The organism is Hymenobacter sp. UV11 (assembly GCF_004684095.1).
In the GTDB taxonomy this organism is placed as follows: Bacteria; Bacteroidota; Bacteroidia; order Cytophagales; family Hymenobacteraceae; genus Hymenobacter.
Genome location: NZ_SRII01000009.1, coordinates 30,119 through 44,332 on the forward strand (window position 1 = coordinate 30,119; position 14,214 = coordinate 44,332).

At 60.0% G+C, this 14,214-nt stretch carries 11 protein-coding genes; 6 read left to right on the plus strand and 5 right to left on the minus strand.

Going from position 1 to position 14,214, the window contains the following annotated elements; all coding sequences use genetic code 11:
- Positions 1-23: 23 nt before the first annotated feature.
- Positions 24-503 (minus strand): hypothetical protein, encoded by a 480-nt coding sequence (locus E4631_RS17535; protein WP_133657083.1) that lies wholly within the window; start codon positions 501-503, stop codon positions 24-26.
- A 155-nt stretch (positions 504-658) separates the two neighbouring features.
- Here E4631_RS17535 and E4631_RS17540 point away from each other — a divergent pair, with 155 nt between their 5' ends.
- From E4631_RS17540 to E4631_RS17565, 6 genes are all read left to right on the plus strand, one after another.
- Complete coding sequence (locus tag E4631_RS17540; RefSeq protein ID WP_133657082.1) at positions 659-1,198, plus strand: YiiX family permuted papain-like enzyme; 540 nt, start codon at positions 659-661, stop codon at positions 1,196-1,198.
- A 131-nt stretch (positions 1,199-1,329) separates the two neighbouring features.
- Complete coding sequence (locus E4631_RS26285; protein ID WP_205704260.1) at positions 1,330-1,557, plus strand: winged helix-turn-helix domain-containing protein; 228 nt, start codon at positions 1,330-1,332, stop codon at positions 1,555-1,557.
- A gap of 219 nt (positions 1,558-1,776) precedes the next feature.
- Complete coding sequence (locus E4631_RS17550; protein WP_240735030.1) at positions 1,777-3,855, plus strand: VWA domain-containing protein; 2,079 nt, start codon at positions 1,777-1,779, stop codon at positions 3,853-3,855.
- A 282-nt stretch (positions 3,856-4,137) separates the two neighbouring features.
- Positions 4,138-4,503 (plus strand): hypothetical protein, encoded by a 366-nt coding sequence (locus tag E4631_RS17555; protein WP_133655572.1) that lies wholly within the window; start codon positions 4,138-4,140, stop codon positions 4,501-4,503.
- Positions 4,504-4,512: 9 nt separating this feature from the next.
- The gene (locus tag E4631_RS17560) at positions 4,513-5,172 is read left to right on the plus strand and encodes a pseudouridine synthase (protein ID WP_133655573.1); all 660 of its coding nucleotides are present in this window, start codon (positions 4,513-4,515) and stop codon (positions 5,170-5,172) included.
- Positions 5,172-6,110, plus strand: coding sequence for an alpha/beta hydrolase (locus E4631_RS17565; protein ID WP_133655574.1), 939 nt, complete (start codon positions 5,172-5,174; stop codon positions 6,108-6,110). Before E4631_RS17560 ends, E4631_RS17565 begins: the two co-directional genes overlap by 1 nt.
- A gap of 133 nt (positions 6,111-6,243) precedes the next feature.
- Here the strand turns inward: E4631_RS17565 and E4631_RS17570 are convergent, their stop codons facing one another.
- From E4631_RS17570 to E4631_RS17585, 4 genes are all read right to left on the minus strand, one after another.
- A complete protein-coding gene (locus tag E4631_RS17570) occupies positions 6,244-9,396 on the minus strand; it encodes an efflux RND transporter permease subunit (protein WP_133655575.1) in 3,153 nt (1,050 codons plus the stop codon).
- 166 nt (positions 9,397-9,562) lie between these two features.
- Positions 9,563-10,666 carry an efflux RND transporter periplasmic adaptor subunit gene (locus tag E4631_RS17575; RefSeq protein WP_133655576.1) on the minus strand — a complete coding sequence of 368 codons (1,104 nt, stop codon included), beginning with the start codon at positions 10,664-10,666 and terminating at the stop codon, positions 9,563-9,565.
- A gap of 81 nt (positions 10,667-10,747) precedes the next feature.
- Entirely contained in the window at positions 10,748-12,046 is a 1,299-nt protein-coding gene (locus tag E4631_RS17580) for a TolC family protein (protein WP_166647925.1), read from the minus strand.
- Between the two features lie 739 nt (positions 12,047-12,785).
- A complete protein-coding gene (locus tag E4631_RS17585) occupies positions 12,786-14,165 on the minus strand; it encodes a HAMP domain-containing sensor histidine kinase (protein WP_133655578.1) in 1,380 nt (459 codons plus the stop codon).
- Positions 14,166-14,214: the final 49 nt, after the last annotated feature.

Genomic DNA, 14,214 nt, shown 5'->3' on the forward strand with positions numbered 1-14,214 from the left:
ATTACCCAGTGCGATGTTTGGGCCTAGTCAACCCAAACGCCGTGCTTTCTACTCAACTGTTCAAGCATAGTCGGTGCGTCAGATAACCATTGGCCGAGCGCAGAAAAGCTGGGTGGCTCGCGCTCGACAGGCGTGTAAAAATCGCTGCCATCTGATAAGCTTATTAAATAAAAGCCGCTTAGAAGGTTAGACAGCTTTTTCTGTACTGAAGAAACATCCGACCATGCCACTGATTTAGCTGGTCCATCTAGCATTTGTAATCCCACTTCGCTGGTTGCAACGCGGCGCACTCTACGATGCAGCCAGCGAAACAAGAATAGTCCGGCCAAACTGACCAACAATTCGATTCCTATTATGCTGTAATCAGGTAAGCCCTTTGATGGCCCTGCTACTGCACTGCTTGGCCAAAGCAACCGTGAAATAGCGTTCAAGCCAAACAAGGTCGAAAGCAACGCTATGCCCTTTGAAGTGCTTAAATTGTCTTTAGCCTGCGAAAAGAACATTTGCTACGTGACCTATGCCTGGGCGAATCATCTCTCTTTTTGGTCTACTACTGCTAGTAGCTACGCCATTTGTTTATCCGCGTTTAATCGCTAAACTATACCGCTGGCAATCATTGAGCTAAGCTAAGGCCGCCGTTGCACCACTAGTCACTACCCTGCACGAAGGCGACCTTATCTTTCACACCTCCCAATCGGCGCAAAGCCAGGCCATTCAGCTGGCTACGCACTCACCCTACAGCCACTGCGGGCTGCTGTATAAAAAGGACGGTGAGTGGCAGGTGTTCGAAGCCGTGCAGCCGGTGAAGCTGACGCCGCTCCGTAGCTGGGTGGCACGGGGGCAGGGCGGGCACTTCGTGGTGAAGCGGCTGCGCGACGCGGCCACGGCTCTCACGCCGGCCATGCTGACGCGGCTGCGGGCGGCCGGCCAGCCGCTGCTGGGGCGCGATTATGACCTGGCCTTCAACTGGTCGGATAAGCAGATTTATTGCTCCGAGCTGATTTGGAAAGTGTACGACCGGGGGCTGCATCGGCAGCTGGGGCAGCTCCAGCACCTGCGCGACTTTGACTTGCGCAATCCCGCCGTACATGCCAAGCTGCGCGAGCGCTACGGCCGGCAGCTGCCGCTGGATGAGCCGGTTATCTCGCCGGCTAGCGTGTTTAATAGCGCGGAGCTGGTGACTATTGTGAGTCGTTGAGGCGGGAGAGTAGCGCGAATCATTGCGCCGCCAAGAGCCCCCTACCCCCGCCCCGGCCGCCGAAGTCACCGGGCTGGGCCAGTACGAGTTTCGGCCGCTGCGGCAGGAGCTATGGCTGGCCGGGCAGTGCCGTGGCCCAGCTGTCGGCCCGCGAAAACGACCTGCTGCTGCTGCTGGCCCAGCACCGCAACGGCGTGCTCGACCGCCGCGCCTGCCTGCGCCAGCTTTGGGGAAATGATGATTTTTTCGCCGCCCGCTCGATGGACGTGTACGTGTCGCGCCTGCGCAAGCGCCTGGCCCAAGACCCCAGCCTGGAAATTCTCAACATTCGCGGCGTGGGATTTAAGCTGATTACGTAGCCCCGTAGCGCGAACTTTGTAGTTCGCGGCCCAGAACGACAATCGTTGTAACGGCGCGGGGGCGTGAACGACAAAGTTCGCGCTACTTCGAACGCGACACGGGCCGGCGGCCGTTAGCACGCAGCTACTGCGGCTGGCGCGCATCTTTGCGGGCGCGTGCTGGTTGGCGGGCTTTTTTCGTTTCTTGCTTCGCGCTGGCTACTAGGCGCGCTTCTGCTCTTGCTGTCTACTGCTTATTCTCCCTGGTTTATTTTGCTGTGCCTAGCTGTGGGCGCGGGCTACGCGGCGCTGCTCTACTCGGCACGTTCGCCGTGGAGCCGGGCCGTCAACTACGCGCTGGCGGGGCTGCGCTTCGTAGTGGTGAGCTTCCTGTGCTTTCTGCTGCTCTCGCCGTTTATCAAAACGACTACTACCCATACCGAGGCGCCGACGGTAGTTTTGGCCGTGGATAATTCGCAATCCATCAGTTTATTCACGCCTAATGCGACGCTTAACCAACTCACCACTGGCCTGCCCCGGCTGGCGGCGACTTTGCGCGACAAAGGCTTTCGGGTAGAAACCCGCACGCTCACCCGGCCCGGCGCCAACCCCGATTCGCTGCGCTTCACGGCCAGCCGCACCGACCTCAACCAGCTGCTCGCCGATAGCCGAGAGGCCAACGCCGACCACAACCTGGCAGGCGTGGTGCTCGTGAGCGACGGCCTCGTAAACCAGGGCCAGGAGCCGCAGTTCTCGGAGTTCAATTTCCCGATTTTCAGCGTGGCCCTCGGCGATACCATTGCCAAAAAAGACCTACGCCTCACCGACCTGGTGTACAACCGGGTAGCCTTCAGCGGCAATAAATTTCCCCTGGAAACCGAAATCGGCTACGAGGGCTACGCTGGCGGCACGGCCACCGTGGAGGTGCGCGAGGGCGGCCGCGTGCTGGAAAGCCGCCGGGTGGCCCTACCCCCCGGCCGGCGGCGGGTACGCACCACGTTTCAGGTCACGGCGCCCGCGCCCGGCAAGCGCCGCTACGAGGTGCGCGTGCTACCCCAGGCCGGCGAGTTTACGGCCCTGAATAATACGCGCACGGCGTTTATTGAAGTCGTGAAGGGCAAGCTGCGTGTGCTGCTGGCCGGCGCCGCACCGCACCCCGACCTCAAGGCGCTGCGGGCCGCCATTCTGGCCAATAATAACTTTGATTTGACGCTGGCCGTGGCCGGCGTGGGCCAGCCCCTACCCCCCTCGGCGAGCTTCGACGTGGCGGTGCTGCACCAGCTGCCGGCCCGCGGCGGCCTGGGCCAGGAACTGCTGGCGCGGGTGCGCGCCGCCAAGGTGCCCGTGCTCTACGTGCTGGGCGCGCAGTCCGATTACAACGCCTATAACCAGCTGAATGCCGGCCTGAGCGTACAGCCGCGCGGCGCGCAGACCGATGAGGTGACGCCGCTGCCCAACCCCGGCTTTGCGCGCCTGCCGCTCGATGAGGAGAGCCGCCGGCGCTTCGGACAGTACCCGCCGGTATCGGTGCCTTTCGGCGACCTGCGGCTGGGTGCCGGGGCCGAGGCCGCGCTGTGGCAGCAGGTGGGCCGCCTGCCCACCCAGAAGCCGCTGCTGGTATTCGGCAGCGCCGGTGCCACCCCGCGCGCCGCCACGCTGCTGGCCGAAAACACCTGGCAGTGGCGCCTGGCCGAGGCCATTGCCCACGACGACCACCCTGAGGCCTACGACCGCCTCATCAGCCGCACACTGCAGCTGCTGACCCAAAATGCTAATAAGAAGCGTCTCGATGTGTACCCCACGCAAGATGTTTTTGGCACCCAAGACGATGTGACGCTGGGCGCGGAGACGTACAACGCGGTATTTGAGCGCATCTACGACCAGAAAATCACCCTTAAGCTCACCGATTCGGCCCGCAAGGCGCGCACCGTCACGTTTGCCAACGCGGCCGATGGCTCGCCGCTGCACCTGGGGCCGCTGCCGGCCGGCCTCTATCGCTACCAGGCGCGGGCCACGCTCGGCGGCCAGGCTCAGCAGGCCAGCGGCGAATTATTGGTACAAAATCAGCCTCTAGAAGCGCAGGAATCGAAGGCTGACCACCGCCTGCTGGCCCAGCTCAGTCGCCGCAGCGGCGGGCAGCTCTACTACCCCTCGCAACTGGATAAGCTGGCGCAGGATATTGAGAAAGCTGATTTTAAGCCGGTGCTAAGCAGCGAGGAAGATTTGAAGGATTTAGTAAATCTAAAGTGGCTGTTCTTCGCGCTGGTGGCGCTGCTGGCGGCCGAGTGGGCTACGCGCAAGTACCAGGGCGGTATTTAAGTAAGAAAGCTATGCGCGTGGCCTTTGACTTGGACAATACACTAGTTCGCAATGATTTTGACTTCCCACTCGCAACATCTAGCAAACCCAAGTTGCGAGGTATGCTCCCCGGTCCGCCGGCGCGAGCCGGCCGACCGGTTGTCGTTGCGTGGGCCGCAGCTGTCAACGATAACCGGTCGGCCGGCTCGCGCCGGCGGACCGGCCAGGCGGCCTCTCCAACTGAAACTTTCCCCCGCAGCAAGCTGGTCTGCAACTTGGGTTAGCAAGTCATTTTTTCAGAGTTTGTTTCAAACTGAACCGCTTCGGCAAGGCGTACGCGAACTAGTTGCTTTCTGCCGACAACAGAAATGGGAAGTGTGGATTTACACGACCTCCTACCGCAGCTCGTTCCACATTCGCAAGATGCTCTGGGTATATGGGCTGCATCCAGACGGCATCATCAATCAAACCCACCACACAAAGCATGTTCGGGTTAGGAGCACCAAGCACCCACCGACTTTTGGTATTGATGTATTGATTGATGATTCGCGGGGAGTTGAGCTAGAAGGCCAACGCTTTAATTTCTCCGTAATTCAAATTGACCCTCAAGATATGGATTGGGTTGCCATCATCCAAATCCGATTAACGCGTTCAATATCAGCTACCTAAGTTTCAAATATGCGCTATCTCCTCCTCAACAAGCCTTACGAAGTCCTCACGCAGTTTACGGATGAGCACGGCCGCACCACGCTTAAGGACTTCGTGGCGGTGCCCAACGTGTATCCGGTGGGCCGGCTCGATTTTGACAGCGAGGGCCTGCTGCTGCTCACCGACGACAAGCAGCTGCAGCACCGCCTCAGCGACCCGCGCTACAAGGTGCCCAAAACCTACTGGGCGCAGGTGGAGGGCTACCCCACTGAGGCGGCGCTGCAGCAGCTGCGCGAGGGCGTGCAGATAAAGGAAGGCTTTACGCTACCCGCCGAGGCGCGCGCCCTGCCTGAGGACGCCACCGCCGACCTGTGGCCGCGCAACCCGCCCATCCGCTACCGGGCCAGCATCCCCACGAGCTGGGTCGAAATCAGCATCTCGCAGGGCATGAACCGGCAGGTGCGCAAGATGTGCGCCGCCGTGGGCCTGCCCTGCCTACGCCTGGTGCGCCAGGCCCTGGGCAGCTTGTCGCTGAGCGGGTTGGCGCCCGGCGAGTGGCGTGACCTCACGGCCGAAGAAGTGGCCGACCTGCGCGGGCTGGCCGGCGCCGACGTGCGCCACCCGCGCCCAGCGCGGCCCACTTCCCTACCCCCCACTTACCGGCCCGGCCCGCGCCGGCAGCGCCCCTAGTGCTGCGCCGGCTGCTATGGGTGCTGGCCCTGGTGTTCGTGGTGCTTAATGTGGTGGTGGCACTCCACGCCTGGCGCTTCACGCACTTCACCACCGACGCCGGGCCGCGCACTCGCAACCCCGAAAAGCTGTCCACCAGCGAGAAAATTAGAATTATGCTCATGGGCTTGCAAAACCCGAAGCCCCTTAACCTGGCGACGCCCGCCTTTCCTTATGAAGACGTGGCCTTGCGCAGCCCCAACGGGCAGCTGGCTGCCTGGTTCGGGCCGGTGCCAGGCGCGCGCGGCACGGTCATTCTCTGCCACGGCTACACTAGCGACCGGTCGCGGCTGCGGCCCGAGGCGGGGTATTTTCGGCAGCTCGGCTACGCGGTGCTGCTGCTCGACTTTAGCGGCAACGGCGCCTCGGAGGGCTATCAGACCACCATCGGCTACCGCGAGGCCGACGATGTGGTGGCGGCTTTTCGCTGGACGCAGGCCCGGCAGCCGGGCGCGCCGGTGGTGCTTTATGGCGTGAGCATGGGCGCGGTAGCCATCCTGCGGGCCGAGAGCGAGCTGGGCCTGCGCCCCGCCGCCAGCATCGTGGAGTGCCCCTACGGCAGCATGCTCCAAACGGCCCGCAACCGCTTTGTGTCCATGCGCCTACCCCCCTTCCCGCTGGCCAACCTGCTGGTATTCTGGGGCAGTGTGGAGAATGGCTACTGGGCCTTTGGCCTGAATGCGGGGGAGTACGCCCGGCGCGTGCCTACCCCCACCCTATTGCTCTGGGGCACCGCCGACCCGCGCGTGACGCGCGCCGAAACCGATACCATTTTTGCCCACCTGGCCGGCCCCAAGCAGCGGGTTGACTTCGTGGGCTCGGGGCACGAGCCGTACTGGCACAGGCACCCGCGCCAGTGGCAGGGGGTAGTGGGACGGTTTCTGGCTACGCTACCTTAGGTAAAACGTCATGCTGAACAAATGGAGCATCTCGCTCGAATCGTCAGGTTACGAACCTTGGCGACCACGAGCGAGATGCTGCACTTTGTTCAGCATGACGTTCTGTTAGACTGTCATGCTCAAAAATTCGGCGTTAGTGCACCAGCACGGCCGCCGGCGGGGTAGCCCGGTCGTCGGTGTAGTGGGTGTGCTCGGCGCGGTAGGTGCGCTCGAAAATCAAGGGGAAGATGAACAGCGTCAGGATGGTACCGGTGAGCAGGCCGCCGATAACCACGATGGCCAGCGGCTTCGAAGTCTCTGAGCCGATGCCGGTGCTGAGGGCGGCTGGCATGAGGCCGATAATGGCCATGAGGGCCGTCATCACTACCGGGCGCACGCGGGAGGCTACCCCCTCGGCCAGGCTGCGGTCGAGGCTCATCTTGGCCAGCATATTTTGCTTGAACACGCTGATGAGAATTACGCCGTTTTGGATACAGATACCAAACAGCGCGATGAAGCCGATACCGGCCGAAATCGAGAAGTTGGTGTGCGTGATGAGCAGCATCGCAATGCCGCCAATGAGGGCAAACGGCACGTTGAGCAGCACCAGGCCGGCATCTTTCAGGTTGCCAAACAGGATAAACAGGATGAAGAAGATAAGTGCCAGCGAAATGGGCACCACCTGCGCCAGGCGCTGCGAGGCGCGGCGCTGGTTCTCGAAGTCGCCGGTCCACTTCATGGAGTAGCCTTTGGGTAGCACCACTACTTTGTTCACTTTTTCCTGCGCCTCGGCAATGGCCGAGCCCAGGTCCCTACCCCGCACCGAGAACTTGACGGCCGAGAAGCGCGTGTTGTCGTCGCGGTAAATCAGGCTGGGGCCGGTTACTTGCTTGATGTCAGCTATTTCGCTCAGGGGCACCGTTTTGCCGCTCTGGGTTGGCACCATGAGGGCAGCAATTTCGGTTGGGCTCTGCCGGAACTGCGACTCGTAGCGCACCCGGATGGGGAATTTGCGCTCGCCCTCGTACATCTGGCTGGCCTGCTTGCCACCTACGGCCATTTCGAGCACGGCGTTGGCGTCGCTCTTACTCACGCCGTAGCTGGCCATGCGGCGCTCGTCGAGGTCGGCGTGCAGCTCGGGCTGGCCGATGTTGCGCAGCAGGCCCAGGTCGTCGATGCCGTCTACGTGCTGCAGCACCTCGAACACCTGGCGGGCTTTGCCCTCCATTAGTTTAAGGTCGGTGCCGTAGATTTTGACTGCGATACTACCCTTCACACCCGAGGCAGCTTCTTCCACGTTGTCGGTGATGGGCTGCGAGAAGTTGAAATCTACTCCCGGAAAGCGGTCCAGCTTTTCCTTCATGCGCTCAATGAGGGCCTCGCGGTACTCCTTGTGCTTCATGTTTTTCTGCACCTCATCGGTGTGCTTGATTTGGACGAGGAACTCGTTGTTGTAGAAACCCGTGGGGTCGGTACCATCGTTGGGGCGGCCGGTCTGGCTCACCACGTCGCTCACTTCGGGGAAGCTGATAAATACGCGCCGCATCTCATTACAGAGCTTGTTGGAGGCGTCGAGCGAGATGCTCAGCGGCAGCTGCGCCCGCACGTAAATCGAGCCTTCGTTCAGCTCAGGCAGGAACTCGGTACCCAAAAACTGGTACATTCCGATGCCGGCCACCACGATGGCCGCGGCCACGATGAGGCTGGCCGTTTTGCGGGCGTAGGTGAACACAAACACCTTGCGGGCGCCCTTATTAATAGCGCGCAGCAGGAAGTTTTCTTTCTCCCGCACGTTTTTGCGCAGCAGAATCGAAGCCAAAACGGGCACCAGCGTCAGCGTAAAAATCAAGGCGCCGAGCAGAGCAAAGCCCAGCGTCCAGGCCAGCGGCGAGAATACTTTGCCTTCCACTTTCTCAAAGGAGAAAATCGGCAGCAAGGCGGTGATAATGATAGCTTTGGCGAAGAAAATCGACTTGCCCATGTCGCGGCCGGTTTTCTTGATGATGCCCAGCTTGGCGAGCTTGTTGAAGCGCTCCATGCCCACCTCGTGGGCCTTGTGGTCGAGCGCCACAAAGAGTCCTTCTACCATCACCACAGCGCCGTCGATGATGATACCGAAGTCGATGGCACCCATGCTGAGCAGGTTGGCGCTCATGCCCTTCAGGCGCAGGCAAATGAAGGCAAATAGCAGCGCCAGCGGGATGATAATGCTCACAATCAGCGTAGTGCGCCAATCGGCCATAAACAGGAACACAATCACCGTCACGAAAATCATGCCCTCGGTGAGGTTGTGAATTACCGTTTCGGTCGAGAAGTCAATCAGGTTCTGGCGGTTGTAGAAGGTGCTGATTTTAACGTCGGGCGGCAGAATCTTGTCGTTCAGCAGCTCCACTTTGGCTTGCAGCAGCTTGATGACTTCGGACGGGTTTTCGCCCTTGCGCATCACCACGATGCCTTCGACCATGTCGTCGTTCAGGCCGCGCCCTACCCTGCCCAAGCGGGGCAAAGCCGACTCGTGCACCTGCGCCACGTCCTTCACCAGGATGGGCGCGCCGTTCACGGTTTTCACCACCGTGTTATTGATGTCGGAAATATTATTCAGCAGGCCAATGCCGCGCACCACGTAGTTCTGCTGGCCTTCGTTTATCACGTCGCCGCCCACGTTGATGTTCGAGCGCTGCACGGCGGTGTAGAGGTCCAGCGGCGTGAGGCCGAAGTCCTGCAGCTTGCTGGGGTCCACCGATATTTCGTAGGCTTTCACCTCGCCGCCGAAGCTATTCACGTCGGCCACGCCGGGCACGGCCTTCAGGTTGCGCTCCACCACCCAGTCCTGAATGGTTTTGAGTTCGCGGGTGCTTTTGTCCTTGCTGGCCAGCGTGTAGCGAAAAATTTCGCCGGTAGGGCCGTAGGGCGGCTGTACCTCGGGCTCGGCGCCGTCGGGAAGGTCGGCCCCGGCCAGCAGGTTGTTGACCTGCACGCGGGCAAAGGCATCGTCCACGCCGTCGTCGAAAATCACCTTCACCACCGACAGGCCGAAGAGCGTGGTCGAGCGCACGCTGGTCTTCTTCTGCACGGGGTTGAGCGCTATTTCGATGGGCGCGGTCACGAACTTCTCAATCTCCTCAGCCGAGCGGCCGGGCCACTGCGTGATGATGGTGATTTCGGTGTTCGTCACGTCCGGAAACGCCTCGATGGGCGTGTTTCGGTAGCTCACTACCCCGGCGATAACCGCCGCCAGCGTGAGCAGGAAGATAAACCCCCGGTTCTTGAGCGAAAAGGCAATAATGCCTTGGATGAATTTATTCACTTCTCTACTGCTGAGTTAATTACAATTGTTCGTCATTGCGAGCGCAACGAAGTGGAGCGCGGCAATCCTTTCTCCACGTTAGCATTATTAACCTGATGAAGTGAACGACCAGGAAAGATTGCCGCGCTTCACTTCGTTGCGCTCGCAATGACAAACGGCCTCAAAATCAATCATTCAGCTCGTCGTACACGAGCAGCTGGTTTTTGGTCACGATAACGTCGCCGGCCTTCAGGCTGGGGCCACTCACGTAGCTAATATCGCCCACGGTTTTGGTCACGGTTACGGGGCGGGTATTCACCTCAGTGCGGCTCTTGTACACGAGCACAAAATGCTGGTCTTTGTCAAAAATCACGGAGTTGGCGGGTACGGCCAGCTCCTTCTGGTTTTCGGTGTTGAGGATGTGTACCTGGGCGTACATCTGGGGCTTGAGCAGGTAGCCGGGGTTTTGAAGGCGAACGCGCACTTTCAGGGCCTTGCTGTCGGGGTCGAGCACGTTGAAAACCTTGTCTACTACCCCTTTGAAATGTTTATCGGGGTAGGAAAGCGTAGTAATATCGGCCTGGTAGCCCAGCTTCACGTTGGCAATGTCGGCCTCAAACACGTTGGCCAGCACCCACACTTGGTCGAGGTCGGCGATGGTAAAAAACCCATCGGCGTCGGTGTTGGCGTTGGTGTACTGCATGCCCTGCGTCACGTTCTTATCGGTGATGAAGCCCGAAATCGGCGCATTAATGGTATAATAGCCGTCTTTTGACACGCCGTATATACCGAGCTGCTTGTTGGTCTTGCCCAGGTTGCTCTGGGCTTTGCGCAGCTCCTCGCGGGCCAGCACCACGTCGCGCTCGGCCGCCAGGCCGGCTTTAAACTGGTCTTCGGCCACGCTCAGGTTTTTGCTGGCAATGGCCACGTCGGTGCCGGCGGTGCTGTTCTGGTTTTGCACGTCGGCGATTTCGCCCGAGCGCACCACGGCCAGCACCTGGCCCTTGGTGACGTGGTCGCCCAGCTCCACATTGAGCTTCTCTACTATTCCTCCTACCAGGGGAAATATCTTGGCGGTCTTGTCGCCGTTGGTAACGACCTGGCCCGAGAACGACTGCTCGCTGCGCACCGGCTCCAGGCGCACGGTATCGAAGGCCAGCTCTTTCAGGGTTTGGTCTGAAAGCGAGAATTTCTTGGCGGTTTTGGTTTCCTCCGCATTAGCCGTTTCCGGCGATTTGGAGCAGGCACCCAGGCCCAGGGTTAACAGCAAAAAATAAGGAAGACGGTTCATTTTTTCGATTAGCAAATACTAGTTATCAGTGCTCCATTACCAGTCAGCAGCTATCCCGCTGTGGGATACTTGCTGACTGATTTATTCGGCCCGTAAAAGCGTACGGCCAGTGGCCAGGTTAACATTTTCAAAGGCACGCATACGGTTGGCACGCAAGGTGTTGAGCTGAATAACGTTGTTTTTGTAGGCTTCGTAAAAGTCCAGGTATTCGACCACGCTTATCAGGCGCTTGGTGTAGCTCTGCTCGATGTTGTCGATGAGGCGGGCGAAGGGGGTAGTATCGCGGCTGGTGTGCTGGTACAGCTCATCCTGGCGCTGGGCTACCTGGTAGGCCTCGTGCACCTCACGGCGCACTACCAGCTGCTGCTGGGCAGCCTGGGCCTGGGCATTGCTAATCTGGGCTTTAGCTGCCTGAATATTACCCTGGTTACGGTTAAAAATCGGCACTGCCAAGCCCAGCGTGACGGACTGGTAATTATTGATATAAGAACCAAACCGGTCGTAGTTGTAGCCCACGGCCAGGTCAGGCGTTGCCACGGCGCGCTGCAGGTTCAGGTTCAGATTCTGGCGTTGCACCTCGGCGCGGCGGGCCAGCAGGTCGGCGCGCCGCACCAGCGCCGTATCGGTCAGCTGGGCCTCAGGAAACGGGGCCAGCGACAGGTCCCGCACCCGGCCGGGTCTTACCACGGGCCGGTAGGCCGAGCGCGTCGAGTCGCGCAGCAGAATATGCAGGTCGGCCTGGGCACTGGCCTGCTCGGTCACGAGGCCCAGGCGCTCACTTTCCAGGGTAAACAAAAAGGCTTTCAAGCGAATAACTTCCTTGAGCGCGATGTTGCCTTTTTCAAACTGGCTTTGGTAGAGGTCCACGGTGTGGCGCAGCGACGGAATCTCGTTGTCGTACACGCGCAGCGTCTGCTGCCGGAAATAGACGTCGTAATAGGTAGTGCGCAGCTGAAAGCGCAGGTTGCGCACCAGGTCTTCCAGGTTAAAGGTTTCGACCACGGCCGCTTGCTGGGCCGCCTTGCCCGCCGCCCGCCGCCGCCCGGCCAGCGCAAATAGTTGCTGGGCCTGAAAAGCAAACTGGTTGCCGGCCGTGCCACTGCCATCGTCGAGCGTGCGCCGGTGCACGGCTTGCAGCAGGGCATTCTGGTCCAGCAAGATGGTGGGATTGTCGATGAGGCGGGCCTGCACAGCCAGCGCCTGGGCCGCCGTGATGTTGTAGCGCTGGGCCAGCACTTGCAGGTTGTTCTGCACGAAGCGCTGCTCAGCATCGGGTAGGGTCAGGCGTACCGTATCGACGGGCAGTGCGCTTGCATCAGCTGGCGATAGCTGCGCGGAGGCCGCCGGTGCGAAACCTAATCCTAACCCTGCCAGCAACACACCGGCTCTTACAATTTGCCCTGGGCTGGCCAGTGGGGCCGCCGCCGAAAAGGATACCAGATAGCGACGAATGGCACCAAAAAATCTTTGTGAAATCACTTTTTTATTTTAAAAATCTCGCTAGGCACTTGAGCAAAGCTAACAGGAAGAAAGCGGACTTCATTCACCCTATCTGCATATTCATTACACCCTCATTTATAAGAAATTAGAAACAGATTAGAGACGCATTAGAAACACATTAGAAAGCCTCAGCCCATGGGAAGCGAGGGTTTACTTAACGACTCATAAATAACGCGTTACTTGTGCTACTCCCGCGCCAGCTTACTGTTACGCGCCCACTCCGACACGGCCGGTAAAACCTGCCGCGAAAGCAGTGTGACTATGCCGACACTACGGGTAACCACCATAGCCCGCGGCTTCTGCGGCTCGGAAGCAATCTGTGCTCGACAGTATCCAGCAAAAATTCAAGTACGGTCAAAAGGGTCATCATCACCAGGCGTAGCCACGCTGGTTAACCGCAGCTCCTCGGCTACGGCCAGGGTTTGAAAGGCAAAATTCGGAAACGACATAAGGGGTAGAACTGCCGGCCGTAGCACCGCAGGAAGCTGCGTGGCGACTGGCAAATGCAGCGATGAAAGGATACTACAAAGCTCTCCTACCCACATTAGGCCCTTATTAGAGGCTAATTAGAAACGAATTAGAAAGATGAATTTTTTGAAAAAACCTCCTTTTTTTCGTCTTAGCTACCGAAGGTCAACTCAGCTACCGTGCCCCGGCCGAGCTCCGAGCGCAGCGTGAGCGTGCCGCCGTGCAGGTTGGCAATGCGCTGGGCCAGCGGCAGCCCTACCCCGTGCCCCCCTACCCCCCGCACCGCCGCCGACCGAAAGAAGGGCTGAAATACCTGCGCCAAATCTTCGGGGGTGATGCCTACCCCCGCGTCGGCCACGCGCACCAGGCAGCCCCCGCCCGGCTGGCAGCGCAGGCTCAGGAGCACCTTTTGGTCGGCGGCTGAGTACTTAAGGGCATTATCGACCAGGTTGCCCAGGGCCCGCACCAGCAGGGTGCGGTGGCCGGGCACTATAAAGGCGGCCGGGTCGGCGGGCAGCTCAGCTAGGTCGCCCAGGTCTACCTGCACCCGTGCGCGCTGGGCCGGCACCACGCCCTCGCGCACTTCCCACAGCAGCTCGTCGAGGCGTACCTCGTCGGCGAGGGGCACATTACCTTCGGCTTGCGCCATATCCAGCAAATTATTAATCAGGCTCTTGAGCTGCTGCAACTCCCCCAGCACCGAGGCTGCGCTTTCGCGCAGGTCCTGCACCGAGCGCTCGCGGGCCAGCAGCACCTGTAGCTCGCCAATGCTGGCCGTGAGGGGCGTGCGCAGCTCGTGCGAGGCGTTGCGCACAAACGTGCGCTGCCCCTCGAAGCTAGCTTCGAGGCGGCCCAGCAGCCGATTGAAAGTGCGGGCCAGGCGCGTGAGGTCGTCGCGCTCGCTGGTGCGCAAAAAGCCTTCGTTTACGCGCTGGTGCAGGTCCTGGGCCGTGATGCGGTCTACCTGGTCGTTGAGGGCGGCGATGGGCGCCAGCGCCCGGCCCGCAAAGCCCCGCCCTACCCCATAGATAACGAGCAGGCTCACCACAAAAATCGCGGCCATAATGGTGGCTAAGCTTTGCAGGCGGCGGTGACCATACACGTTTTCGGCGGCGGCCACGATGGTATAATCGCCCTGATTATCTTGGTAGAATATGCCGACTGCCTGCCGCTGGCCCAGCTCAAAATAGTACTCCTTATTGGTTACGATGCGCGCCAGGATGGCATCGGGTAGCCGCACACGCTCATCTTCGGCCACGAAGCGCACCTGGCCGGTAGCGTCGTAGACCTGTAAAATCTCGTTGCTGAGCGCCTGAAGGTATTTTTTCTCGAAGTCCCGAAAGGCACTAGCGCGCATTTCGTCTTTTTCGAGGTAGATGTAGCCCGTTACCTGCGCCCGCTCGCGCAGCCGCTGCTGAAATTCCCGTTGCGAGGAGGTGAACTGCAACACAAACACAATGGCCAGCACCGCAAACAGCAACACGGCCACTACGCCCAAAAATAGCCAGGTCAGCCGATTGCGAATAGTCACGCGAATAGAAAACGAGTAGTAGCGGGTAAAGTCATAGCTCAGCGAAGGA